We start from the raw sequence: 23219 nt of genomic DNA, 5'->3' as shown, positions 1-23219 counted from the left end.
CTAGCACTGAAAAACGTGCCCGTATCGTCCTACCCTTACTTTAAGGCGATAGTATGCTTCATTCAGACTATGAATAACAAAGCTTAATCTCCGCCGCAGCCCCCGCAGCCCGAACAGCCGCCGTCGCCACCACAGCCAGAGCAGCCACTGTCACCGTCGCAACCGTGGCCGCCGTCGGCGTCGGCGTGCCCGCAGTGGCTATCGAAGCTGTCGGCGCAGTCGTGCCAGGACAAGTCAGCCCCGCCAAAATTTGCGAACGTATCCGGTGGCAACTGTGTCGCCTGAATCTCCCGATCTATCTCCCGCCCAATCTCGGAAGCGTAGGTAGGGAGCACGAACAGGAAGCCGCCTATCTCCCGCATCAAGTGTTGAGCTTGCGATATGTCGTTTTTGGCGGCTTCATACAGCTGTAAGTCTATTCTGTTGATTTGATTCTGCAATTCATCTCGCATTATCTTCCCTTCACTAGTCAACGTCCAACAGGAAAAAATACGTCGCCACCACGCCTCATGGTGGAAAAAACGTCCTGTGTTCGGGTTTTGTAGAATCTGCCGATGATAAGCTGCCGGGCTAGGCAGTAACTCTATTACCATTTTTACGAACTGGCGAAAGGGTATACAGAGCGTCGTATCGCGCTGAAGTGCTTGCACAAATATGCGTTCATGGGGTAGCGGCACATAAGTGGGTAGCATAATTCCCGCCATCACGTAGAGATGTTGAGAAGCGGGGTCGCGTGGGTGAGGCCGCGTGAGGAGCGGTTTCAGTTGCAATACCTGCTGACGAAGCAAATCCAGAAACGTAACGCGTAAGAGCTTGCGCCGTTGCGGAATACGAGGCCTACGTGCAGTGGCTTCTGGTCGGTGCAGCAGAAACAACAACTCAGCGGGCGAGCAGTTGGGTAGCAAATGTATCATGAGCGCCGGCGGGGCTTGGGTAGCAGCCAATACGCATCCAGGTTCACGCGGCGGAAATTGACGTCGCGGAAGCGCGTCTCACTATCAGGCCACAAGTTGGGTGGGGGTAGGGTGCCGAAAGTGGCGTGGTACAGTTCCTTGGTGCGGGCGTACCAGTCGTCAAACTTGGCTTGCTCGTGGGTGCCGCCTTTGGTAGGGCCGTGATGAATGGCGCGGCCAAGGGTATGCCCGCAGAAATCCTCCCAGTAGGACCGGGTATAAAGTAGGTGCAGATGCCATACCTGGTCTACCTGGTCGGAAGGGGTGAGAGGGTGCGACGCCACACACAGCAGAAACATGAATTTTTTATATTCTGATACAGCCCGCACGGCAAACTCCAACGACCAGCCATTTTCACGCGCTAAACGGTCTGTAAAGGAAAAAGAAGCAGTTGGATCGTCTAATTCAAAATGCTGAATGCGTTGCCAAAGGTCATTTTGTAGAATAGCTGTCACGTAGAAAATTAATAGTAGAATACTCGTTGGAAAGCTACGCAAGTTGCGAGTCTTTCCAAAGTTGCAAGCCACTAACGGGAGCGTATTGCGCAACGCGTTGCCTGGCAGGCAGAAGCGGCCGCTAGCCCAGGTGTATAGGGCCTTTCGGGAAAGCCCAACTGCATAATCGACCTTTCTGCGCCGTATCTTTGTTGATTATTCGCTGAAATTACCTCAGCAACATCTGCAAAATTGACGATGAAGGTTTGTATTGCCGAGAAGCCCAGTGTGGCCCGCGAAATTGCCAACGTACTAGGCGCCAACCGCAAGATGGATGGCTACTACGAGGGTAACGGCTACCAGGTCACTTGGACGTTTGGACACTTCTGCCAACTCAAGGAACCCGAGGACTACCGCCCCGAGTGGAAGCGCTGGAGCATCCACGACCTGCCCATGATGCCCGACAACTTCGGTATCAAACTCATGCGCCGCGACGATGGCGTGGTGCGGCAATTCAACGTGATTAAGAAGCTGCTCGATGTAGCCGAGGAGGTGATTAATTGCGGCGACGCCGGGCAGGAAGGGGAGGTGATCCAGCGCTGGGTGCTGACCGAGGCCAAGTACCGCAAGCCCTTCAAGCGCCTCTGGATTTCCTCACTCACGGAAGAGGCTATCCGCCAAGGTTTTGCCAACCTGCGCGACGGTGCAGAGTTCGACCGCCTTTACCAGGCTGGCAAGAGCCGCGCCGTGGGCGACTGGCTGCTGGGCTTGAACGCTACCCGCTTGTTCACGCTGAAATATGCGCCCGGCCGTGGGCAGGTACTCAGCCTGGGCCGCGTGCAAACGCCTACCCTGGCCCTGCTGGTCGACCGCTACCACGAGATTCAGAACTTCCGGCCCGAGCCGTACTGGGTGCTGCGCACGGAGTACCGCGGCACCATGTTCAGCCACGTGGCGCCGCCCAAAAAAGGCAAAGCCGAGGACGACGAGCCCGACGAAAAGGCCCGCCTGAAAGCCCGCGGCTATTTTGTGAGCGAGGAGGAAGCCAACACGGCCATGGCCGCCGTTACGGGCGTGCCACTGACCATCACGGGCGTCGAAATCAAGAAAGGCTACGAGTCGCCGCCCGCGCTGTTTGACCTGACCTCGTTGCAGGTGCAGTGCAACAACCAATTGGGTCTTTCGGCCGAGGACACGCTACGCACCGTGCAGAGCCTCTACGAGAAAAAGGTAGTGAGCTACCCACGCGTGGATACCACGTTCCTACCCGACGACCAGTACCCCAAAATTGCTGGTATTCTGAAAGGCTTGGGTGCCTACCACAGCCTTACGCAGCCGCTGCTGGCAGCCAAAATTCGCAAGAGCACCAAGGTGTTCAACAACCAGAAGGTGACGGACCACCACGCTATCATCCCGACCGGGGCCAGCGCCGGTGGCTTGGGCAGCCAGGAGCACAGCGTATATGACATCATCGTGCGTCGCTTTCTAGCCGCGTTCTACCCCGACTGCGAGGTGTCGAATACCACCGTAACGGCCGAGGCGGCAGGCTACCCTTTCCGGGTGCGGGGTAGGCAGATTCTGAACCCCGGCTGGCGCGTGGTGTACGGCGACCCGGAAAAGCAGCAGGCGCCCAGCGCCCCCAAAGCACCCGGCGAAGCCGACAGCGACGATGTAGTGAGCACCGTGCTGCCCAACTTCGTGAAGGACGAGAGCGGGCCGCACAAGCCACGCCTCGACCAGAAAATGACTCAGCCTCCGCGCGAGTACACCGAGGCCATGTTGTTGCGCGGCATGGAAACCGCTGGCCGCAACATCGACGACGACGAGTTGCGCCAGGCGATGAAGGAAAACGGCATCGGCCGGCCTAGTACCCGCGCCAATATCATCGAAACGCTGTTTAAGCGCGGCTACATTCGGCGCGAGAAGAAGCGCATTGTGCCCACGCCCACCGGCGTCGAGCTGATTGGTCTGATTCGGAATCCTACTCTGAAATCGGCGGAGCTGACCGGGCAATGGGAGAAGAAGCTGCGCCAGATTGAGGGCGGCGACCTGCAACCCGACCATTTCCTGGACGAGCTGAAAAACCTGGTGCGCGAGGTGGTGCATGAGGTGAAGCACGACGGCTCGCGCCGACTCATAGCCGACCCTACCACCCCAGCCTCCGGAGGAAGCCAGCCGTCGGCAAGAAGTCAGCAATCAACAGCTAGCAGCCAACAGCCAACCATCGGCCTCGGCCCGTGCCCGAAGTGCCAGACGGGCGGTATCCTGCGCGGCAAAGCGGCGTTTGGGTGCTCACGCTTCCGCGAGAACTGCCAGTTTCGTATACCAACTGAGTTTGCTGGTAAGAAGCTCACCGACAAGCAGGTAAGCGTGTTACTTTCCAAAGGCCGCACACCCGTTATCAAAGGCTACCTGGATGATGACGGGCAGAAGTTTGACGCGGCTGTACGACTTACGCCTCAGTACCAGCTAGAGCTGGTGCGCGCTGCCGAAAGTAAGCCCACTACCCCCACCGACCCCGGCCAGATTCCGTGCCCCGTGTGCAAGTTGGGCACTATGCTGCGCGGAAACGCCGCCTGGGGTTGCTCACGCTTCCGCGAGGATTGCCAGTTTCGGGCGCCGTTTGAATGGGGGGGCAAAAAGCTCAGCGACGTGCAGATGAACCAGTTGCTGCGCAAAGGCAAAACCGGCGTGATTCGCGGGTTTGTGTCGAGCCGGACCGGCGAGCGGTACGCGGCGGCGTTGCAGCTCAACGCTGAGGGTAGGATAGAGCCTGTATTTGAAAAAGGGTAGGAGCACGGACCACGCCTGCCGTATAAAAGTGGTGCGTTGCAACCCGAATAATTCTGTTTAGTACATTACGGCAACTAACTTTTTGCTTTTCTAATGAATGATCCTGCCATCCGTGCTCTGCTGTATCCGCTGTTCACCGAAGGCGTGTATATTGAAGAATTGCCCACTGGCGGCAGCCGGGCCGACATTGTGCATGTGACCGAGCAGTTTATGCACTGCTACGAAATTAAAGGCGCCGGCGACACCATGCAGCGGGTCATCAACCAGCTGGGGCATTACATGCGGGTCTACGATTTCGTAACGTTTGTGGTGACTGAAAGGCACGTGCCCCGGCTGATGCCCTTGCTGCCGGAATGGGTGGGCGTTATGGTAGCCACATCCGAAGGCCTCATCACGCACCGGGCCGCGGGCTACAACTCGGCCGTGGAGCGCACAGCCCTGGGTGGCCTGCTGATGGTGGATGAGCTGCGGCAGTTTATGCTGGCACGCGGGCTGCGGGGCGTGAGCACCATGCAACGGCGCGAGGTGCTGCACATCATGCGCCATGCGCACAACATTCCGGTGTCGCACTGGGCGCGCTACACGCGCGAGCGGCTCACAGCCCGCCTACCCGTCCGCACGCAAAAGCGGGCCGAGCGCAAAGCTTTGCGCGAGTCGCAGCCGCCTAGGGAGCCCTGGCGAAAAACCATCAAGCGCATCAAACGGCGCAAGCGGCCCCGCGGCTTACCGTAGCCGAACGTTCTCCTTTTTCAAACTAGAACAATTCTTCCCCTATCATGCCCAATTCGCTTTTTGCCGCTCGTTTGCTGGGCTACCTCATCGGGTTGCTGCCCTTAGTGGCCTTACTACTGATGTTCCGGCAGGTGATTCCGCAGGGGCTAGGGTTGGGGCTAACGGCCTTTGGCTTCCTGGCTTCCTACTGGGTACAGCAGCGCGCCCGTACCCTGTTCCCGTACGATTTTAAGAACCGCGCCGAATGGCTGGCGCTGGGCATTTATGTGGCCGTGGTGGTAGCTATGCTGCTATTACTGCAAGCAGGAGGGTAGGGAATAAGCGAATAGATCAATATCGTCATCCTGAACTTGCGAAGGACCTCCTCACCACAGAACGACCATCGTGACAACGACTCGTTCTGCGGTGAGGAGGTCCTTCGCAAGCTCAGGATGACAAAATAGAGTGAAGCAGCCTGCTACCGCTGATTGGCGGTAGTTGGTAAGAAATCGGGGCGACGGCCCAGTAGGCCCTGGTCGGTGTACGACACCTCGGCGCGGGTGCGGGGTAGGGCCTCCGGGTAGTTTTCGCGGATGAACTGCACTAGGCTTTCGCGTATAAAACACCGCAGATCGAAGGCCTGGGAGGAGTTGCGGGCGCTCATCAAAGCCCTGATTTCGAGGGTGTGTTCCTTGGAGTCGGTGACTTGCAGCGCGTTCACGCGCCGGTCCCAGAGCGGGCTGGATTCCAGCAGGCGCGTGAGCTCTTCGCGCAGGGCCGGTACGGGTAATGTGTAATCGGCGTAAATAAACACTGTGCCCAAAATCTCGGCCGAGATGCGCGTCCAGTTTTGGAAAGGCTTCTCGATGAAGTAGTTGATAGGCAGAATCAGGCGGCGCTGGTCCCATATCTGAAGCACCACGTAGGTGAGCGTGATTTCCTCTACCCGGCCCCACTCTCCCTCTACCACTAGCACATCATCAATGCGAATGGGTTGGGTGAAAGCAATCTGGAAGCCGGCCAGCAGGTTGGCCAACGACCGTTGGGCCGCAAAACCGACGATGATACCGCCAACTCCTACCCCCGTTAGCAGACCTGCACCAATGCGGCGCACACTATCGAAGCTAAGCAGAATGGCCGCCACGGCTAGCAACCCAATACCAATAACGGCCAGCCGACGAATAAACTGGAGCTGCGTCCGGATTTTGCGCTCCTTGATGTTGTTGTCCTTCGTGAGGTCGTAGCTGTGGTACACAAATTCTTCGCCCACGTACACCAGCCGGATGAGCACCCAGGCAAAGCCCGCCGTGGCCAGAATACCCAGTAGGCGCGTGGCCGTGCGGTGAGCGGGCGGTTCCAGCGTCATCAGGGGCAGAATCAGAACCAGGATTAAAACCGGAATGAAGAAGTTGAGGGGGTGCTGCAGACGCCGGATAAGCGCATTCACCAGAAAGCTATCCGAAAAGCTGCGGTAGTAGCGCAGGGTCTTGGTGAGCAGCCAGCGCAGCAATAAGCCGGCCGCAATGGCACCCGCGGCGAGTAGCACATTGCCGAGCCAGGCGGGTAGGGTATCCAGAAGGATTTGAAAATGTTGCATCAAAAAGCCGTTTTAGAACGCGGGGCCGCGGGTGGGGCTTCGGCAATGGAAGGCAGAAAGCAGAGCGGAGAGGGAGGGATGGCAACGTGCCAATAGGGTCCTTGCCACAGCGGTACTCCCGCTAGGTATAGCCCCAACGTACGCAGGGCCATGGGTAGGGGTTGGCAAAAACCTCGATTTAGCGGCTGCTTCCCTGCATGGGTAGTCGGTAGTGCAGGCGGAGGCTAAGCCGCTGCGTCCGGCCAAAGTTGGTGGCCGCATAGGGCTCTACCCACAGGCCGCTGCCACCCAGGCGCACATTGCCGCTCACAAAGAGCGTAGTCTTTTGGGTGATACCCAGACCGCTTTCATTGAACGCTACGCCGCCTTGCGCAAAGCTGCCGCGGGTCTGGCCAAATCCCGAACCCAGGCTAACGGTGCTACCGATGGTACCCAAGCCATTAACGCCGCGTCCCATGTCTGCCTGCACAAATAAGATGTCGCGCCGCCCAAGCCAGAGCATCAGGTCGGGAGCCAGAAGCATCCTTCGTTCTTTGAAGGTTACGTCGCGGGCATCGTCGGCTCGGTAACCTAGGTTGCCCGCGTGCAGGCCAAAGCGGAACCCCACACCTAGCTTGCCAGATCTGCTCAGCACCCGGTCACGCTCGGCAAACATGTGCAAATCAAATAGGGACTTTTGAGCATGGTCGGTTTCACCGGAGGTCAGAAAAGAACCATTTAAGGGTAACTCGCGAAACCCAATGCGCTCGGTGCCGGCCAACACTTCGGCACCAAACAGGCGTCGGTTGCCATCCGGGTTATCGACATCGGTATACGAAATGCCGCCGCCGGCTACCTGGTAGCGGTGGTAATAGGCACGTCGGATGGCTGGACTGCTACCACCAGAACAGCCTCCTGAGCTGGCTGCGTCCTGCAAATCCTGGTCGTACCTGCCCTGCATGAATGCAGGGCTGAACGTGAAATACTGTTGCCGCGTGCTGTCGGGGGCGGCTTTCTGGCTGGTGAGCATACCAATCAGCAGTACCAATGCCAGCGGCAGGTAGGCCACGCGGGACTGATACCCTCTCAGCAGGCAAACGGCCTCCAGCCCCACTACAGAAAACAACGTGGCCTTCACGGCCAGCAGCTCTGGGGAGGTAAGTGCGCCGGGGCCTAGCAATGCCGTAAGCAGTAGCAGCCCCGCTACTGTCAGCAGGTTTCGCAAAGGCCGCACGGTTGGCGGGGTAGGAGCTACATCGTCGGTTTGCCTCGCACGGAGGGCCCACCAGCCCAAGGCTACCAGCGCCATCGGTAACAGCACCCACTGCACTTGCTTGAGGGCCACCCCCGCTAGCACTAGCGTAGCGCTGCCCACCTGCTCGCCGGCGGGGTCGCGCCAGCATTCGAGTACGAAGCGCCCTGCCAATACCAAGCCCAGATACAACATGTAGCGACTACCACCTGGCCACACGCGCCGCCGCGTAGCCAGCAGCACCACGCCTATCCCCACGTACAGCAACAGGGAATACAACTGAGTAGGCACCACCGGCAGCGAGGCGACAGCATCGGCTGGCAGCTGCCCCCGGTGCAGCTGCCAGAGGTAGGGGAGGGTGTCGGGGGCGTAGCGGATGGCGGGACCGGCTTCGGCCAGCTCACCGAAGCAGCAGCCCGTGAGTAGGCATCCTACCCCCTGTACCGCCAGCGTGAGGCACATGGGTAGGGCAAACACATCAAACACGTGCCAGGAAAAACCCAGCCAGCGGCGTAGCACCAGTAGGGCCAGCGTACCCGCCACGGCGCCACCCAGCACCGAGCGAGCAGGGTCGGTAGGCCAGGGCTGCCCCGTCAGGATGGCTGGCCAATCGGTCAGGGGTAGGGCTATGAGCTTGGTGCCTAAGATGAAAGCCAGCGTAGAGGCCGCCAGCAGCACCAGCCACGGCCGCCAAGCATAGCCGCGTCGGTAACCGGCCCATAGCAGCAGCAACTGCCCTAGCGCAAAAGCCAGGATATAGAACAACATATAATAGGTGTGCCCGTGTGGGGAGGGCAACACCGGGGCCGGCAGCGGGTAGGGAGGCATAAGTATATAGGATAAGAGAGAATGCAGTAAGCCGGCTACCAACCCGATGCGGCAACAGCAGAAAATAACGGCGCCCCGGACGGTTGCCCGCCGGGGCGCTTCTGCATCGTGCGTAAGAATGAGCGGGGCCCCGCGTGGGTGCTGGCCGCAACACAAGCTAACCCGATAGTGGATAGGAAGGTAACAGGAGTAAAGCTACCGGCTAGGTAGCGCATCCCCACACGAAGAAGCAGCCAGATCAGACTTTTAAAAAAGCTGATCTGGCTGCGTAGTAAATTGTAATACAAGGCGTTGTAAGCAAATGAAAGGACATTAAGCTTTTCTTTGCTTGGTGCCGATCTAGCCCGGCTGCGGCAGCAGGCGCGGGGTAGGCTGCGTGGCCGGTGCAGTATCGCCGTACTGCACAATGTTTTCAATCATGCCCTTGAAGATGATAAAGTGAAAGGGCACCAGCGCGTACCAATACAGGCGCCCGGCCAACCCCCGCGGCCGGAACACTGCCAGCTGCTCCAGGGTGTGCGTGCCGTCGTCGTGGGGGAGGATGCGGAACTGAAGCCACGCTTCGCCGGGGAGCTTCATCTCGGCGTAGAGCAGCAGGCGCCGCGCCCGGCGGTCGGCCACCAGCACCCGCCAGAAGTCCAGCGGGTCGCCGGCGCGCAGGTTGGTGGGGGAGCGGCGGCCGCGGCGCAGGCCCACGCCACCCACCAGCTTATCGAGCAGGCCGCGTAGGCGCCACAGCCAGTCTACCTTGTACCAGCCTCGGTCACCGCCAATGCGCCAAACGTTTTGGCGTACTTCCTCCGGGTCGCGCCGGAAACGCAGCTCCTGGCAGTCGCGCAGCACACCGTACTGGGGCAGCTGGATGTGGTCCATGAAGTGCCGTTCCATCACGCCGCTGCTCAGCGCATCGCTCCAGCTGCTCACCACTTCGTTCTGCTCAATGCGCTGGAAGGCCAGCCGCAACGACTCCTCATAGTTCATGCAGGTGTGCGGTACGGCGTCGGCAATGCTGCGCTTGGGGTCTACCACCGTATCGTTGCGCAGGCTCTCCACCAGGCTTTGAGCCAGCGAAAACGTAGTGCTGGTGACTAGATACAACCACCACGACGACAGCCGCGGCGTGAGCACGGGCACCGTGAATACCAGCCGCCGGTAGCCCCGCACGCGGGCCAGGCCCAGCAGCATGTCGCGGTACGTCAGCACGTCGGGGCCGCCTACGTCAAACGAGCGGCCCAGGCAGGCCGGGTTGTCCAGCACCGCCGTGAGGTAGAATATCACGTCGCGCACGCCCAGCGGCTGGCAGCGCGACTGAAGCCAGCGGGGCGTTATCATCACGGGCAGTTTCTCTACCAGGTCGCGGATAATCTCAAACGAAGCCGACCCCGACCCGATGATAATGCTGGCCCGCAGCACCGTAAGCTGGGCCGTGCAGGCGCGTTTCAGGGCTTTCTCCACCGCCCTACGCGAACGAAGATGCGTGCTCAGGGCCCGGTCGTTGGCAATGCCCGAGAGGTAGATAACCTGCCGGGCCGTGGTGCGGTTGAGGTAGCCCACAAAGTGCTGGGCCGACTGCTGCTCGGCTCGGAAAAAATTGGCGTCGTGCCCGCTCATGGAGTGCACCAGGTAGTAGGCCGCGTCGATATCGAGGGGTAACTCCGTGAGCGAATCAGGCTGGAGCAGGTCGCCGGCGGCCACTTCCACTTGGTCTTTCAACGACTCAGGGAGGACAAAGCGGCGCGGGTCGCGCACCAGGCACACTACCTCGTGACCCGCATCCACCAGCAGGGGTAGCAGCCGTTGACCAATGTAGCCGGTGGCACCAGTGAGAAGAATTTTCATGGGCGGAATCAGAAAGGATGACACTGAACTAACGAATTGCCAAATAGTTAGTTTGGTGTAAAATACCAGTCGCGGTTGCTGGGGTAGGTGGGGTGATATCTGCCTTAGCGCCTATAGGCACTTGTACCCGCGGCTTTTTGGGTAACATTGCAGTCTGATTCTGTTGCTTATGCCGCGCTCTATTACTTCCCGCCTTTGGCTTTGGCTGTTTATCGTGGCCCTGGGCCTGGCCTTTTTGATAGGGCTGAACAGCTGGGGGCCGCTGGAAAGCAGCGAGGCCCGCTACGCCGAAATCGGGCGGGAGATGCTGACGGGGCAGGACTGGCTGCACCCACGCCTGCTGGGCATTCAGCACTTTCATAAGCCGCCGCTCACCTATTGGCTTACAGCCGCGGGACTGGCACTGGCCAACCACTCTGCCCTGGGCGCGCGGCTGCTACCGGTGCTGGCTGTGCTGCTACAGGTGTACTTGGTGTATGCCGTGGGGCTGCTGCTCTTTGCAGGCGACCGTGCCCGTGCCCTGGGCGCCGCTGTTATTTATGGAACCCTACCCGTAGTACTTATCTCGGCCCTCAATGTCACCACCGATGCCTACTTGGCCACGTTGGAGCTGGCCGCCGCCTACGGCATCTTGCGCTACTACCACGATGGCCGCCGCTGGGCGCTGTACCTGTTTTGGGTAGGGCTAGGGTTGGCCTTCCTCACCAAAGGCCCCGTGGGCTTTGTGCTGCCGCTGATGGCGGTGATTGGGTTTTACTTCAAGCGGGAGCAGGCCCGGCGGCCTTTCACGTGGCACCACGCGGTGGGTATCGGGTTGTTTGTGCTGGTAGGGCTGAGCTGGTATATCTACCTGGTAATTGAAAACCCAGTGTTTGTGCGCTATTTCCTCTACGAGCACACCGTGGAGCGCTTTGCCAATGCAGCCACTTTTCACCGCAGCAAGCCGTGGTGGTTCTACCTGGTGCTGGCGCCCGCTACCAGTTTGCCGTGGTCGGCGGCCCTAATTACACAGGCAGTGCGTACACCTTGGGCTACGGTGCCGCAACAGTGGCGCAACGTGTTCATTTTCTGGGTGGTGGTGCCGATGGTATTCTTCTCACTGTCCAGCTCCAAGCTGCTGCTGTATGTGCTGCCGGTGTTTCCGGGGGTAGCGCTGCTCACGGCCTACTACCTGGGCCGCTGCACCGATGGCGTACTGCACCGCTGGTACAGTGGTTTTGGCATCTTGTACGGGCTGATTCTAGCTGCCCTGTGCGTGCTGCCACTGCTGGCCATCGACGGTAAGTTTCCGCTGGAAATTACGCCGTTCACGGCCATCTGGCCGGCCGCAGGCGTGGTATTGATTGTGGCTACCCTGGTGCTGTGGGACGAGGTGCGTATGGCGCCGCGCCTGCTGATGCTGCCGGCCCTGTTTACGGTGGTACTGCTGCTGTCCGCCAAGCCCATTCTGCGGCAAAACGAACTGCTGTTCAACGGTAGTCGCCCCCTGGCCGAACTGCTGCAAGAGCGTCGCCTCACGCAGCGCCCCGTGCTGATATACAATGAGTTGTTGCCGTCGCTGGCTTTTGCTACGGGCCGCCTACCCGTGTCTCTCTACGACGGCAACGACGCCCTGGCCCGCGAAACTCAATTCGAGCCAACCAACGCCTGGCGGCAGAATCTCCTCAACCTGCGCGACGCCCAGCAGGAGCCTACCCTCGACAGCCTCCTTCGCCAGCGCCCCGTCCTCCTCGTGAAAGGCGACTTGCCCAACCACCGCAAGTCCCTGCTTCGCTACACGCAATACCAGAGAAAAGCTGGCAAATGGACGTTGTATTGGTAAGTGGTAAACTTGTGAGTTTGTGAAGTTGTGCATCATCAACGCTTGCGTAGTGTAATAAGCCAGCGTTGAGAAAATGGAGTGCTTGCGGTAAAGCATAAGTAGGGTAGAAAGCAGAAAATAGGGCGAAGCTATTCTTATAACTAGCCCTGTCGGACTCAGAAAAGCGGCATCCTAGTCAGCTAGGCCTATCTTCTTATATCCTGAAGCGAGTGTGACTGGTCGTGTTTTTCGTGGGGATAATAGAGGCGCCAGTATGACGTGTAGAGCTAATCGCGTGACTACGAAAGGAATGCTTATTTTAATTTAGATTTAATATAAATACTGTAGGAGGTATATCAGTTGGGGTGTAAGTTTGCGGTAGTTTAAAATGCTTCTAAATAGTGGTGGGTCTCATTTGTACCGCTGCTGTTCACTAGCATAAGCCCTATCTCATCAATGCTTACTGCATTCCGGCGAGCATCTCTCCACTTTCTATGCGGCATCTTTATTCTTTCTTGCGGCCCGGCTTTGCAGCTTGGCAACCGGTTTCGCTGACTTCGCTTCTTATGCTGGGAGCAGTTACGGCCAGCGCTCAGCAGGAGCGCTTGGTAACGGGCACTGTTATAGAACAAGCTTCGGGTAAGCCGCTACCGGGCGTAACGGTAGTGGTGAAAGAAACATCGGTAGGCACAGCCACCGACGTCAATGGCCAGTTTAGCATCCCTGCACAACCTGGGCAGGTACTACGGCTCTCCTTTTTGGGGTACGGACAGCAGGAAGTAACGGTGAACACCAGCACGGCGCCATTGAGTTTATCGCTCAATGAAAACCCAACGGAGCTGTCGGAAGTGGTGGTGACGGGGGCGCTGGGCATCAAGCGCTCGGCTAGGGAACTGGGTGGCGGCAACCAGCAAATAGAATCCGAACGCCTCAACCAAGGCCGGGTAGTGAACCCGGTGCTGGGCCTTTCGGGGAAAGTGGCCGGTCTGCGCATCAATCTGGTGGACAGCAAAGTGGACCCACAAGTGCAGGTGCTGCTGCGCGGGGCCCGCTCCATCAGCGGCAACAACGCGCCGCTGTACGTGGTAGACGGCGTGCCGGTGCCCAACATCAACCGCCTCAACCCCAACGACATCGAAAGCATCAACGTGCTGAAAGGCGCCAACGCGGCGGCCCTCTACGGCTCGGAAGGGGTAAACGGCGCCCTGATTGTGACCACCAAAGCTGGGCAGCGTGGGCAGGCGCGGGTGTCGTACACCAACACCAGTACGTTCGGGCAGGTGTATTTGATTCCGCCTACCCAGAATGAGTTCGGTATGGGCGTGGATGGCGTGTACAACCCCACGCAGTTCGAGTCGTGGGGGCCGCGCTTCGATGGGGAGGTACGCCCGGTAGGGCCCGCCCTGGCCGACGGTACGCGCTGGCAACTGCCCTATTCGCCGGTTGACAACCTGAAGGAGGACCTATTCCAGACGACCACCACCCAGCAAAACGACCTGTCATTTTCGGGCGGCGACGAGAAAAGCACCTACTTTTTCTCGTTGCAGGATGTGAACACCAAGGGCATCATCCCCGACGACAAAACGCGTCGCACGGGTGGCCGCTTCAATGGGTCGCGCACGTTCGGCAAGCTCACTACTAGCTACAACCTGAACTACGTGTTCAGCAAAACCGAAACCACGCCCGATGGCCCCTGGATTACGGCCTACCAGATGCCGGCCAACGTGCCATTCCATCAACTCAAAGACCTGAGCAATCCGTTTGCAAACCCGTCGGCGTTTTTCACCGACATGCAGCAAAACCCGTATTTTCAGATTGCCAACAACCGCCAAACCAGCGAGCAGCAGACCCTTAACGGCAAGATAGAATTCAACTACCGGGTGCTGCCCTGGCTGAGCGCCATTTACCGGGCTGGCCTATTTAATACCAATACCGACACGCGCAGCACGGTAGGCAAGTTTTTGGGCACTGGTCGCCGCAACATTGCTGGCAGCGTGAACGATGGCAGCGAAACTTTCCGTCGCCTCAACAGCGACCTGATTCTGAATGCCGAGAAGAAGTTCGGCGACTTCAACTTCCGCCTGCTGGCTGGCCAGAACCTGCGCGCCGACAACACCAAAACCACCGGTATTGCCGCCTCGGCGTTGGTAGTGCCTGGCCTGTTCAACCCCGAAAACCGGGTAGGCGAGCTAACCGGTAGCTCCTCCATTACGGAGTACCGGCAGCTGGCCGGTTACGGCGAGCTGACGGCTGGCTACCGCAACTACCTATTCCTGACCCTAACAGGGCGGCAGGAATGGGTGTCGGTGCTGAGCGAGGAAAACCGCTCCTACTTCTACCCCGGCGTGAGTTCCTCGTTTGTGTTCAACGAGGCCATTCCGGCCTTGCGCAACAGCAACGTGCTGTCGTTTGGGAAGGTATTTGCCTCTTATAATAAGACCGGCAACGTGAACCTGGCGCCTTACTCCCTGCAAAACGTGTACAGCCAGGGCAACGGCTTCCCATTTGGTGGGCTGGCCGGCTACCTGCCCGGCACGGTGTACCCTAACCCGAATATCAAGCCGGAATTCGTGACTTCCTACGAGGCGGGCTTCCAGGTGGGCTTGTTCCAGGACCGCTTGAACCTGGAAGCCGGCTACGTGTACTCCGACTCGCGCGACCAGATTTTCACGGCTACTACCTCGGCGGCTACCGGCTACCGCTCGGCCCGCGTGAATGCGGCGCGCCTCACCAACAACATCATCGAGGCCACCATCAGCGGCGACGTGGTGCGCAAAGAAAACCTGCGTTGGAACCTGGGCTTCAACTTTGCCCACATCAACAATCAAGTGAAGGAGCTATACGGCGACCTGACCTCGGTCAACAAGTTCCGGCAGGCCTATGCCATTCAGGGCAAACCCTACCCTAGCCTCCAGCTGAGCGACTACCGCCGCGACCCGCAGGGCCGCGTCATCGTGGACGGCACTACCGGCTACCCCTCCTCAGCCAGCCAAGACACCTACCGTGGTACCATGGTGCCACCCTACCAAATGGGCTTCAATACGTTGGTAGACTACAAAGGCTTGCGGCTGGCCGCGCAGTTCGACTGGCGGATGGGCGCGCACCTGTACTCGGAAATTGCCAACCGCATGATTACCAGCGGCACCAGCCCGCTCACGGTACAGTATGACCGGCAGCCCTTCGTGATTCCCAACTCGGTGATTGAAACCGCACCCGGCGTATTCACACCCAACACGGAAGTGAAAACCCAGAGCGGGGGCAAGGCCTACTGGAACGGCTACGTGGCGCCATACCAAGTGAACTACGCCGCCAAAGCCGACTTCCTGAAATTGCGCGAGCTGAACCTGAGCTACTCCTTGCCGCCCGTTTTGCTGGGCCGCCAGAAGCTGGTGAAAGGTGCCACGGTGGGGGTAATAGCCCAGAACCTGTTTACCATCCGGGCCAAAGACAACGACTACGGCGACCCAGAATACTCTTACAACAACACCGAAGGCTACCTCAGCTTCCGCCAGGTACCGCCCTACCGCAACGTGGGCTTCACCCTGAACGTGACACTTTAATCGATTAGCCTTCCTTGTTTTTTGCTTGTATGAAACGTACTATTTATACGCTTTCCCTGGCGCTGGCAACCGTTGGCAGCCTAGCGCTCACCGGCTGCGAAGATTTTCTCGACGTTAATAACAACCCGAATAAAGCGGTAGAAGTCCCCGCCGACCTGCGTTTGCCGGCCGCGTTGGTGAGCACCGTGAACGAAGAAACCGTGGCCCTCAACCAGCTAGGGGCCTTGTGGGGCGGCTACTGGGGCACCACCAACGAGGGCGCCAACCTCTTCACCAAGGAAAAAGCCTACAGCCTGGTAGCCATCACCGACGGGCGCGATGGTATTCCGTTCTGGGAGAATGGCTACACCACGCTGCTCACCTACCAACTGCTGCGCCAGGAAGCCGAGGGCACCAACTCGCCCAACTACGCGGGCATTGCCAAGATTATGCAGGGCTGGCACTTCCTGCGCCTCGTCGACCTCTACAACAACGTGCCATTTGACGACGCCCTGCAAGGCACCGTGCGCCTGACGCCCCGTTACGAACCAGGCCAGCAGGTGTATGAAAAAGCCGTAAACCTCATCAGCGAAGGCATTGCCGATATCAAGCAGGCGCCCCTCACGGCCCCCAAGCCCGGTGCCGACGATGTAGTATTTCAAGGCAACATGACACGCTGGATCAAGCTGGCTAACACCGTGAAGCTGCGAGCCTTGCTACGCCAGAGCGAAGCCGGCACTGGCTCCTATGTGCAAGCAGAGCTAGCCAAGATTCAAACCGAAGGCAGCGGCTTTCTGGGGGTAGGCGAAAATGCCTACGTGCAGCCCGGCTACCTCGTAACAGCCGGCAAGCAGAATCCCTTCTGGGAAGCATACTACCGCACCGCCGCGGGCGTAGTCACAGCCAATTTCACCGATTTGCGCCCCACTGAGTTTGTGCTAGGTGAGTACCAACGCCTCAACGACCCTCGCCTGGCCCGGCTGTATGCCCGTAACAGCGCCGGGCAGTACCGCGGCGTAGTGTTCGGGGCGCCGGCCAACAGCGGCACCACCTACAACCGCGCCAATACGTCCACGTTCCTCGGTCCGCGCGAAAACAACAACCAGCCCGGCGGCCTGTTCAAAAGCGCCCAGCAGCCTTCGGTGCTACTCAGCTCGTTCGAAAGCCTGTTCCTGCAAGCCGAAGCCACCGAGCGGGGCTGGCTAACGGGCACTACCGCCAAAAGCCTCTACGACGCAGCCATCAGCGAATCGTTTAAGTACCTCGACGTACCGACTGCCGCTACGACTACCTACCTGGCCCAGCCCACCGTCAGCTACGAGCAGGCTGCCAACAAGATAGAGCGCCTGATTGCCCAGAAGTGGCTGGCCCTGAACAGCATCAGCAGCATAGAAGCCTGGAATGACTACCGTCGCCTGGGCTACCCCGCCGCGCTGCCCAACTCGCCCCAGGCGCCTACCCCCACGGCGCGCCCGCTCCGCCTGCTCTACCCCGAAACCGAGCGCACCACCAACGGTACGCAAATCAGCGAACAAGGCCCCCTCGACGGCCTGCGCGACCGGGTATGGTGGGACCGGTAAGTGACTGAGTGAAAAGACGGCTGTCATCCTGAACGCAGTGAAGGACCTTATCACGTGTGAACGAGTCGTTATTACGATAGTCGTTCAACTAGCATAAGGTCCTTCACTGCGTTCAGGATGACAGCCGTCTTTTCACTCAGTCACTCGACAAAGTCACCCCACATACACCGGGGTGGTTTTTTCGCGGAGGTTATATTCCGAGGACATGACCTCGCCGTAGGCACCAGCCGAGCGCAGGGCAATTAGGTCGCCGCGCTTGGTTTCGGGGAGTAGGATGCCTTTGCCGAACGTATCCGACGACTCGCAGATAGGGCCTACCACGTCGTAGGTTTTATCGGTTTTGGCAGTGCTGGTTACGTTCTGGATATGGTGGTGGCTGCCGTAGAGGGCCGGGCGAATCAGCTCCGTCATGCCCGCATCGAGGATGGCAAAGTTGGTTTGCTGGCTTTGCTTCACGTAGAGCACCCGGCTCACGAGCGTGCCGCACTGCGCCACCACCGAGCGGCCCAGCTCCACATGCACCTGCTGGCCGGCGCGGCGGTGCAGATGCTGGCCAAAGGCTGCAAAATAGGCCTCGAAATCAGGGATAGGATCCGTATCGGGGTCGTCGTAGTTGATACCCAGGCCACCGCCCACGTTGAGGTGGGGGAGTTGGTAGCCTTTGTCTTCCAGCCAGGTTTGCAGCTCGTTGATCTTGTGGCTGAGCTGCTCAAATACGCTCAGGTTGGTAATCTGCGAGCCAATATGCGCGTGCAGGCCTACCAGCTCCAGGTGGGGTAGGGATTCCAGCAACTCCACGGTAGCCGGCAGATCAGATAGATTGATACCGAACTTGTTGGCATCCAGGCCCGTGGTGATGTAGTGGTGGGTGTGCGCGTCCACGTTGGGGTTCACGCGCAGCGCCACGCGGGCACGTCGGCCCTGGGCACCGGCCAGCTCGTTCAAGACCTCCAGCTCCTGCCCCGACTCTGCGTTGAAGCACCAGATATCGGCGGTCAGCGCCAGGTTGATTTCCGCATCGGATTTTCCTACCCCAGCAAACACAATATGATCGGGCGCGAAGCCGGCGTCCAGGGCCCGTTGCACCTCGTTGCCACTCACGCAGTCGGCCCCGAAGCCAGCCTGTTGCACGCGCTCCAGCACGGGCAGGTTGGCGTTGGCTTTCAAGGCATAGTGCACCTGCACGTTGTGCGCCTGGGCGGCTTGTTGCAGCATGTGGAGCGTCCGCTCTAGTAGGTTTAGGTCGTAGAGGTAGTAGGGGGTAGGGCGGTCAAGCAAATCCGCCGGTAGGTGAAATGACATCAGGTCAGTGAGTTGCGAGTTGTGAGTGCGGGTTATGAGTTGCCGGCTACTAGGTGTAGATTCTCTGGTGAAAACTTCAAAACTTACAGCTGGCAACTCACAACTTGCAACGCAAAGAACGGCACGGAAACGCTAGGATAAAACTGTTGCGTATACATAGGAGTTTATCAAGTACGGCGGAGTTATTTACCGCCGATTCGCGTTCTTTCCCCGTGACTTATCCAACCGACCCGGCGCGCCGCCCCGACCTGCTCCGCCTACCTTACGACGACTACCGCGCCCTGCCGGCCGTGGCCAACTCCGACCTGTCGCGCCTGCGCGATGCGCTGAATGGCCGCCTACCTCGCACACCCGGCAACCAGAATGCCCTTAGCTTCGGTACGGCTTTTCATACGGCCCTGCTGGAGCCCGAGCAGTATCAACCCGGCCAGCCCGGCCTCAACGATACGCTGGTGTGGTGGCTGGTGGAGGGCGTAAAGCTGCAACCCGAGCTGCGCCAGCTGTTGGAGGTAGGGGTGCCCGAGCCCAGTTGCTTGTTCACGGAGCCTACCACCGGCACGCTGTGTAAGCTCCGCGCCGACTTGGTGGTAGACCAGCCCGACCAGCCGTATACTATTGTCGATTTTAAAACCACTGGTGCCCGCGACTACGAGCATTTCCGTGCCCAGTGCACCGGTTTCGACTACGACCGCCAGGCCGCCTTCTACCTCGATGCCCTGCATGCTGACCGTTTCCTGTTGGTAGGGGTGCAGAAATTTGAGCCGTTTGGCGTCTTCACGGTAGAAGTGACGCCCGACATGTTGGCCGATGGTCGTCGCAAGTATCTGTATTTATTGCGCCTGCTACAACCTACTGCCGAGCTACCCTCATATCTTAGCGAAACCGTACGTACGATTTCTGATAATTTGGGTGCGCAGTATAAGACGAAATAGAGTTGGGCGCAACCTTTTGCAAACGCAAACGTAGGTAGCGCTTCTGCGCACTGTATTCTTGTCCTACCCATCTGGTTGCGAAGGCCGGTTTATTGCTTACTCTTTTCATGGCTGATATTACACTGGCTGCTTACACCTACGGCTCTATCTTGTTCGACCCGAATGTGCCTTGCATCATCACCCAGTGGCACTCTTTCGCCAATCGGCAGCAGTTTCAGGCCATGATGAACGAGGCCTTGGCCTGTTATCAAGAAGAGGCCAAGCGCACCCCATTATTGGGCTGGCTGGCCGATACGCGCCAGATGAGTGCCCTTACCTCTGACGACCAACATTGGCTGAATACTGACTGGAACCCGCGGGCCTACGCTGCCGGTATCCGCCACATTTGCATTGTGCAGTCGGAAAATGTATTTGGGCAGATTGCCGCGGCCAGCTATAGTACCAAAACGCTAGCTAACAAGGAGTACGAGATTCAGCCTGTAACTCAGCCTACCATAGAAGAGGCGAAAGGCTGGCTGCACAAGATCTTGCAGCAGCCAGTACTGTCAGAATAGCAGCTACTCTCACCAGCATAAACACTATCCACAAAGGTGGCAGGCTCCTTGCACATGGGGCCGCATCCTTAGCGTTTTGGTAGGGGGTAGATGTTGGTTATGAATACACTGATACGAGCGCGCGAAACTCAGTTTTATCAGAACGAGGCGGGGCGCCTACTCTACAATACAATCGGGTACGTACATCTGGCCTGGAGTGCTGAGCGCATCACCCAAACGGCATTGGAGGCCTTCTACGAGCAGGTATTAGCACTATTGCTGCGTACAGGTGCCTCTAAAATTTTGTCGGAGCACGGTGGACGGCGCCCGCTCTCGGCTGAGGCGCAGCAATGGATTGCCACAAATTGGGTGCCCCGTGCCATAGCCGAAGCAGGTTTCGGATTTTGCGCCATTGTAGAAGGCGAAGACCCAGTGCATCGGTTGGCAACGCAATCTATCATTTCAATTTCACCCAACCAGCTACTGTACAAGCGCTTTTCGCTGATGTCTGAGGCTGATGCTTGGCTGCAGAGTATCGAGTAACTGACCACATTACGCCAGCATAGCGCGTGCTGTTTCCTGGCCACTTACCAGCGCCGCCTCAACGGTGCCCGTAGCTGGGCCTTCGTAAAGACCTTCGCCCGCAAAAAACAAGGTGTTGGCAATGGGTGTAGCCAGCAGGGCGCGGGCTGGAGCCGCTTGTACGGTAGGGTAGGAGTAGGCGCCTCTTGCCAGTGGGTCGGCGCCCCAGTTGGTTACGTGCCACGCCCGGAGTTGCTCACGGAGCGCAGTAGGCGTAGTGTCCAGCAAATACGCTAAGGACTCCAGCGCGTGCTGCAGCAACTGCTCCTCTGAGTGCTGTCGTAGGCGCTCGGCAGCCGGGCCGGCCAGCCAGCCTGTCAGCAAGGGGCGTGCATCGGGCTGTTGACTCCACCAGGTAGGCACCGTAGCATCGGAGAAAAGAAACTCCATTTCGGGCATTTTGACCTCCCAAATGGGCTCCTTAAATTCTAGCGCGAACTTGGTAACCATGCCAAAGCCCAGCGCCGCCGCCGCTGCCCGGTACTCGGGTAACTCGGGCGTGAAGCGTAGATACCCCGGTTGTTCTGCTGGCTGCTGCCACACGCCCAAGGGCACTGTGAGCAACAACTGGCGCGCCTGATAACGCTGGTCCTGCTGATCAATAAGCAGCACTTGCCCTGGCTGCCACTGGATTTCCTGTACCGGCCGCGAGAGTTGCAGCGTAGCGCCGGCAGCTTGAGCTTGTTGGGCCAGCCAGTCCAGCAGCGGGCCGTAGCCGCCCACCGGTCTTGGCGAGTCGTCAGCGTCGCCGCTGGCCCACTCGTCGCGCAGGGCCCAGGCGCTCACGCGGGTCGGGTCAGCTGCGTCGTAGCCCTCGGCAAACTGCAGGGCCATCTCGCGCAGAGTCCGGTGCTCCTCTCCCGAAAATTCCTGTTGTAAAAAATCAGCCAGTGGCAGATCGTTCGGCAGCGCCTGTAGCTTATCGAGTAGTTGCGGCAGGTGTTTAAAGAAGTTGTCGTCTTCCTGCAGTTGTCCACCCCGCACGGCATAGGCCCGGCCTTCTGAGACGTGCCACGTGCGGCCTGCTTCGGCTAGCAAAGCCCGCGTGAGAGGCACTGCGCCATGCAAAAACTCAGCACCTGTTTCGATAGGGGCGCTAAAACCGGCGGGCGTGTAGGTATGCACCCGGCCGCCTACCCGGTTGCGGGCTTCCAACACCAGCACCTGGCGGCCGGCCTGGGCTAATGTGCGGGCCGCCATTAGGCCGGCTGCACCAGTGCCCACAATTACAACATCGGTAGAATCCATAAGCAAAGCAGCAGTATAAAATTAATCTGCTGCTAACAGGAGTAAAAGGAAGTAGCTATACTTACTCGCTATTAGAGGAAGCTATAAACTGATAATAGTTTAGCTTTCTATCAGATATACAAGTATTTATCATATATAATGAATAGCGTACCGGTAGTATCGAATGAAGTCAGGTAGCCAAAATTTGCCAGCTGTATACGTGTCTGCCCGAAATCTGGGTGTTAAAAGTAAAACGTATCTTATGTAACGCTATTTCTTATGTCACGTATGGGTCTTGGAAATAGCTAAAATTATGTACTTATGTTGTGCAGCTATACAAGCTGATACATAAACATATTATCACTTTGTTAACTTAGCATATACATATAATTTATACGATTAACAATAAATTACAGGCTTTTGTGTCTTAACTTTGCTAATCGACGGATATAGGATAAACATCGTTATATTCAAAAAAATCCTACTACTCCCACTGTACGTCCATAATCATTCCTTCTTCTTGCAATTCTCTTACCCCGCGTTTATGCGTCTACCCCTCCGCTCACGTCTGCTTTTTTTTCTGGTTGTTTGGGCAGTAAGTCTGCAAAGCTGCGTGGTGCAAGAAAAGTTGCCCTACCTGCAGAGTAGCAGCTATTCTGTGAAAGCGCCGGTGGCGGTACCCAACCCTCGGCCCAACTACCGGCTGCAACCTGGCGATGTGCTTAGCATTCGGGTGCAAGGCGCCGATCCAAAGCTGACGGAGCCATTTAACATCACCGGAACCCAGATTATGAACTCTGGTGACCCTGGCACTTTGTATATGACAGGCTACCCTATTGGGGAGGATGGCAACATTAGCCTACCCACTGTAGGCAAGCTGAAAGTGCAAGGGCTAGATATCAACCAAGCACAGGCATTGGTGCAGAAAAGCATTAGCAACTACGTACTCAATGTGAATGTGCTGCTGAAGCTGCTGAGCTTTAAAGTGACAATATTGGGCGAGGTTCGCGCGCCAGGACGCTACTTCATCTACAACCCACAGGCTACCATTTTGGAAGGCCTGGGTATGGCCGGCGACCTAACGGAATTTGGCAACCGCGAAAACGTGAAACTGGTGCGGCAAACTTTAAATGGTTCGGAAGTTGTGCTCATCAATCTCACCGACCCCAAGCTGCTCCAATCGCCCTACTACTACCTGCTCCCCAACGACGCATTGTATGTGGAGCCGTTGAAAGCCCGCACTACCCGCGCCAATGCTGGCAACCTGGCCCTGGTTTTTGCAGGCGTGTCATCTATTGTGCTGCTGCTGGGCTTTATTCTCAAGTAGAACGGTCGGA

17 protein-coding genes are annotated in these 23219 nt (G+C 58.2%); 10 read left to right on the top strand and 7 right to left on the bottom strand.

Going from position 1 to position 23219, the window contains the following annotated elements:
- Positions 1-83 precede the first annotated feature (83 nt).
- On the bottom strand, positions 84-914 hold the full coding sequence (locus MUN82_RS12075) for a hypothetical protein (protein WP_245090652.1): 831 nt from the start codon (positions 912-914) through the stop codon (positions 84-86).
- Positions 911-1408: a glycine-rich domain-containing protein gene (locus MUN82_RS12070; RefSeq protein ID WP_245090650.1), complete on the bottom strand. Its 498-nt coding sequence runs from the start codon at positions 1406-1408 to the stop codon at positions 911-913. Before MUN82_RS12070 ends, MUN82_RS12075 begins: the two co-directional genes overlap by 4 nt.
- 237 nt (positions 1409-1645) lie before the next feature.
- Between MUN82_RS12070 and MUN82_RS12065 the strand changes: the two genes are divergently transcribed.
- From MUN82_RS12065 to MUN82_RS12055, 3 genes are all read left to right on the top strand, one after another.
- Positions 1646-4180 carry a type IA DNA topoisomerase gene (locus MUN82_RS12065; RefSeq protein WP_245090648.1) on the top strand — a complete coding sequence of 845 codons (2535 nt, stop codon included), beginning with the start codon at positions 1646-1648 and terminating at the stop codon, positions 4178-4180.
- Between the two features lie 93 nt (positions 4181-4273).
- Positions 4274-4912 (top strand): sce7726 family protein, encoded by a 639-nt coding sequence (locus MUN82_RS12060; protein WP_245090646.1) that lies wholly within the window; start codon positions 4274-4276, stop codon positions 4910-4912.
- Between the two features lie 44 nt (positions 4913-4956).
- Entirely contained in the window at positions 4957-5226 is a 270-nt protein-coding gene (locus MUN82_RS12055) for a hypothetical protein (protein ID WP_245090644.1), read from the top strand.
- Between the two features lie 143 nt (positions 5227-5369).
- On the opposite strand, the gene MUN82_RS12050 is transcribed toward MUN82_RS12055, so the two are convergent.
- The 3 genes from MUN82_RS12050 to MUN82_RS12040 all read right to left on the bottom strand — a co-directional run bounded on the left by MUN82_RS12050 (position 5370) and on the right by MUN82_RS12040 (position 10386).
- Positions 5370-6488 (bottom strand): mechanosensitive ion channel family protein, encoded by a 1119-nt coding sequence (locus tag MUN82_RS12050; protein WP_245090642.1) that lies wholly within the window; start codon positions 6486-6488, stop codon positions 5370-5372.
- Between the two features lie 178 nt (positions 6489-6666).
- Positions 6667-8547 (bottom strand): prolipoprotein diacylglyceryl transferase, encoded by a 1881-nt coding sequence (locus MUN82_RS12045; RefSeq protein ID WP_245090640.1) that lies wholly within the window; start codon positions 8545-8547, stop codon positions 6667-6669.
- A 339-nt stretch (positions 8548-8886) separates the two neighbouring features.
- Positions 8887-10386 carry an SDR family oxidoreductase gene (locus MUN82_RS12040; RefSeq protein WP_245090637.1) on the bottom strand — a complete coding sequence of 500 codons (1500 nt, stop codon included), beginning with the start codon at positions 10384-10386 and terminating at the stop codon, positions 8887-8889.
- A 169-nt stretch (positions 10387-10555) separates the two neighbouring features.
- Here MUN82_RS12040 and MUN82_RS12035 point away from each other — a divergent pair, with 169 nt between their 5' ends.
- The 3 genes from MUN82_RS12035 to MUN82_RS12025 all read left to right on the top strand — a co-directional run bounded on the left by MUN82_RS12035 (position 10556) and on the right by MUN82_RS12025 (position 17306).
- Positions 10556-12208, top strand: a complete 1653-nt coding sequence (locus MUN82_RS12035) for an ArnT family glycosyltransferase (protein ID WP_245090634.1) — start codon at positions 10556-10558, stop codon at positions 12206-12208.
- A 545-nt stretch (positions 12209-12753) separates the two neighbouring features.
- Positions 12754-15747, top strand: coding sequence for a SusC/RagA family TonB-linked outer membrane protein (locus MUN82_RS12030; RefSeq protein WP_245090631.1), 2994 nt, complete (start codon positions 12754-12756; stop codon positions 15745-15747).
- A 29-nt stretch (positions 15748-15776) separates the two neighbouring features.
- Positions 15777-17306 carry a SusD/RagB family nutrient-binding outer membrane lipoprotein gene (locus tag MUN82_RS12025; protein ID WP_245090628.1) on the top strand — a complete coding sequence of 510 codons (1530 nt, stop codon included), beginning with the start codon at positions 15777-15779 and terminating at the stop codon, positions 17304-17306.
- A 153-nt stretch (positions 17307-17459) separates the two neighbouring features.
- Here the strand turns inward: MUN82_RS12025 and lysA are convergent, their stop codons facing one another.
- Positions 17460-18608 carry a diaminopimelate decarboxylase gene (gene lysA / locus MUN82_RS12020; protein ID WP_245090625.1) on the bottom strand — a complete coding sequence of 383 codons (1149 nt, stop codon included), beginning with the start codon at positions 18606-18608 and terminating at the stop codon, positions 17460-17462.
- A 212-nt stretch (positions 18609-18820) separates the two neighbouring features.
- On the opposite strand from lysA, the gene MUN82_RS12015 reads away from it, so the two are divergent.
- The 3 genes from MUN82_RS12015 to MUN82_RS12005 all read left to right on the top strand — a co-directional run bounded on the left by MUN82_RS12015 (position 18821) and on the right by MUN82_RS12005 (position 20616).
- Positions 18821-19540, top strand: coding sequence for a PD-(D/E)XK nuclease-like domain-containing protein (locus MUN82_RS12015; protein ID WP_245090618.1), 720 nt, complete (start codon positions 18821-18823; stop codon positions 19538-19540).
- A 107-nt stretch (positions 19541-19647) separates the two neighbouring features.
- Positions 19648-20094: a hypothetical protein gene (locus MUN82_RS12010; protein WP_245090615.1), complete on the top strand. Its 447-nt coding sequence runs from the start codon at positions 19648-19650 to the stop codon at positions 20092-20094.
- Positions 20095-20193: 99 nt separating this feature from the next.
- Complete coding sequence (locus tag MUN82_RS12005) at positions 20194-20616, top strand: hypothetical protein (protein ID WP_245090613.1); 423 nt, start codon at positions 20194-20196, stop codon at positions 20614-20616.
- A 9-nt stretch (positions 20617-20625) separates the two neighbouring features.
- On the opposite strand, the gene MUN82_RS12000 is transcribed toward MUN82_RS12005, so the two are convergent.
- On the bottom strand, positions 20626-21903 hold the full coding sequence (locus MUN82_RS12000; protein WP_262922817.1) for a flavin monoamine oxidase family protein: 1278 nt from the start codon (positions 21901-21903) through the stop codon (positions 20626-20628).
- 523 nt (positions 21904-22426) lie between these two features.
- Here MUN82_RS12000 and MUN82_RS11995 point away from each other — a divergent pair.
- The gene (locus MUN82_RS11995) at positions 22427-23209 is read left to right on the top strand and encodes a polysaccharide biosynthesis/export family protein (protein WP_245090610.1); all 783 of its coding nucleotides are present in this window, start codon (positions 22427-22429) and stop codon (positions 23207-23209) included.
- The last annotated feature ends 10 nt before the right edge of the window (positions 23210-23219 follow it).

This window comes from Hymenobacter aerilatus (assembly GCF_022921095.1).
Taxonomy (GTDB): Bacteria; Bacteroidota; Bacteroidia; order Cytophagales; family Hymenobacteraceae; genus Hymenobacter; species Hymenobacter aerilatus.
This window is presented reverse-complemented; position numbering and strand designations above follow the sequence as displayed.

Coding starts and splice junctions, on each gene's coding strand:
- MUN82_RS12075 (WP_245090652.1), bottom strand. CDS start 914: ATGATACATTTGCTACCCAACTGCTCGCCCGCTGAGTTGTTGTTTCTG.
- MUN82_RS12065 (WP_245090648.1), top strand. CDS start 1,646: ATGAAGGTTTGTATTGCCGAGAAGCCCAGTGTGGCCCGCGAAATTGCC.
- MUN82_RS12060 (WP_245090646.1), top strand. CDS start 4,274: ATGAATGATCCTGCCATCCGTGCTCTGCTGTATCCGCTGTTCACCGAA.
- MUN82_RS12055 (WP_245090644.1), top strand. CDS start 4,957: ATGCCCAATTCGCTTTTTGCCGCTCGTTTGCTGGGCTACCTCATCGGG.
- MUN82_RS12050 (WP_245090642.1), bottom strand. CDS start 6,488: ATGCAACATTTTCAAATCCTTCTGGATACCCTACCCGCCTGGCTCGGC.
- MUN82_RS12045 (WP_245090640.1), bottom strand. CDS start 8,547: ATGCCTCCCTACCCGCTGCCGGCCCCGGTGTTGCCCTCCCCACACGGG.
- MUN82_RS12040 (WP_245090637.1), bottom strand. CDS start 10,386: ATGAAAATTCTTCTCACTGGTGCCACCGGCTACATTGGTCAACGGCTG.
- MUN82_RS12035 (WP_245090634.1), top strand. CDS start 10,556: ATGCCGCGCTCTATTACTTCCCGCCTTTGGCTTTGGCTGTTTATCGTG.
- MUN82_RS12030 (WP_245090631.1), top strand. CDS start 12,754: ATGCTGGGAGCAGTTACGGCCAGCGCTCAGCAGGAGCGCTTGGTAACG.
- MUN82_RS12025 (WP_245090628.1), top strand. CDS start 15,777: ATGAAACGTACTATTTATACGCTTTCCCTGGCGCTGGCAACCGTTGGC.
- lysA (WP_245090625.1), bottom strand. CDS start 18,608: ATGTCATTTCACCTACCGGCGGATTTGCTTGACCGCCCTACCCCCTAC.
- MUN82_RS12010 (WP_245090615.1), top strand. CDS start 19,648: ATGGCTGATATTACACTGGCTGCTTACACCTACGGCTCTATCTTGTTC.
- MUN82_RS12005 (WP_245090613.1), top strand. CDS start 20,194: ATGAATACACTGATACGAGCGCGCGAAACTCAGTTTTATCAGAACGAG.
- MUN82_RS12000 (WP_262922817.1), bottom strand. CDS start 21,903: ATGGATTCTACCGATGTTGTAATTGTGGGCACTGGTGCAGCCGGCCTA.
- MUN82_RS11995 (WP_245090610.1), top strand. CDS start 22,427: ATGCGTCTACCCCTCCGCTCACGTCTGCTTTTTTTTCTGGTTGTTTGG.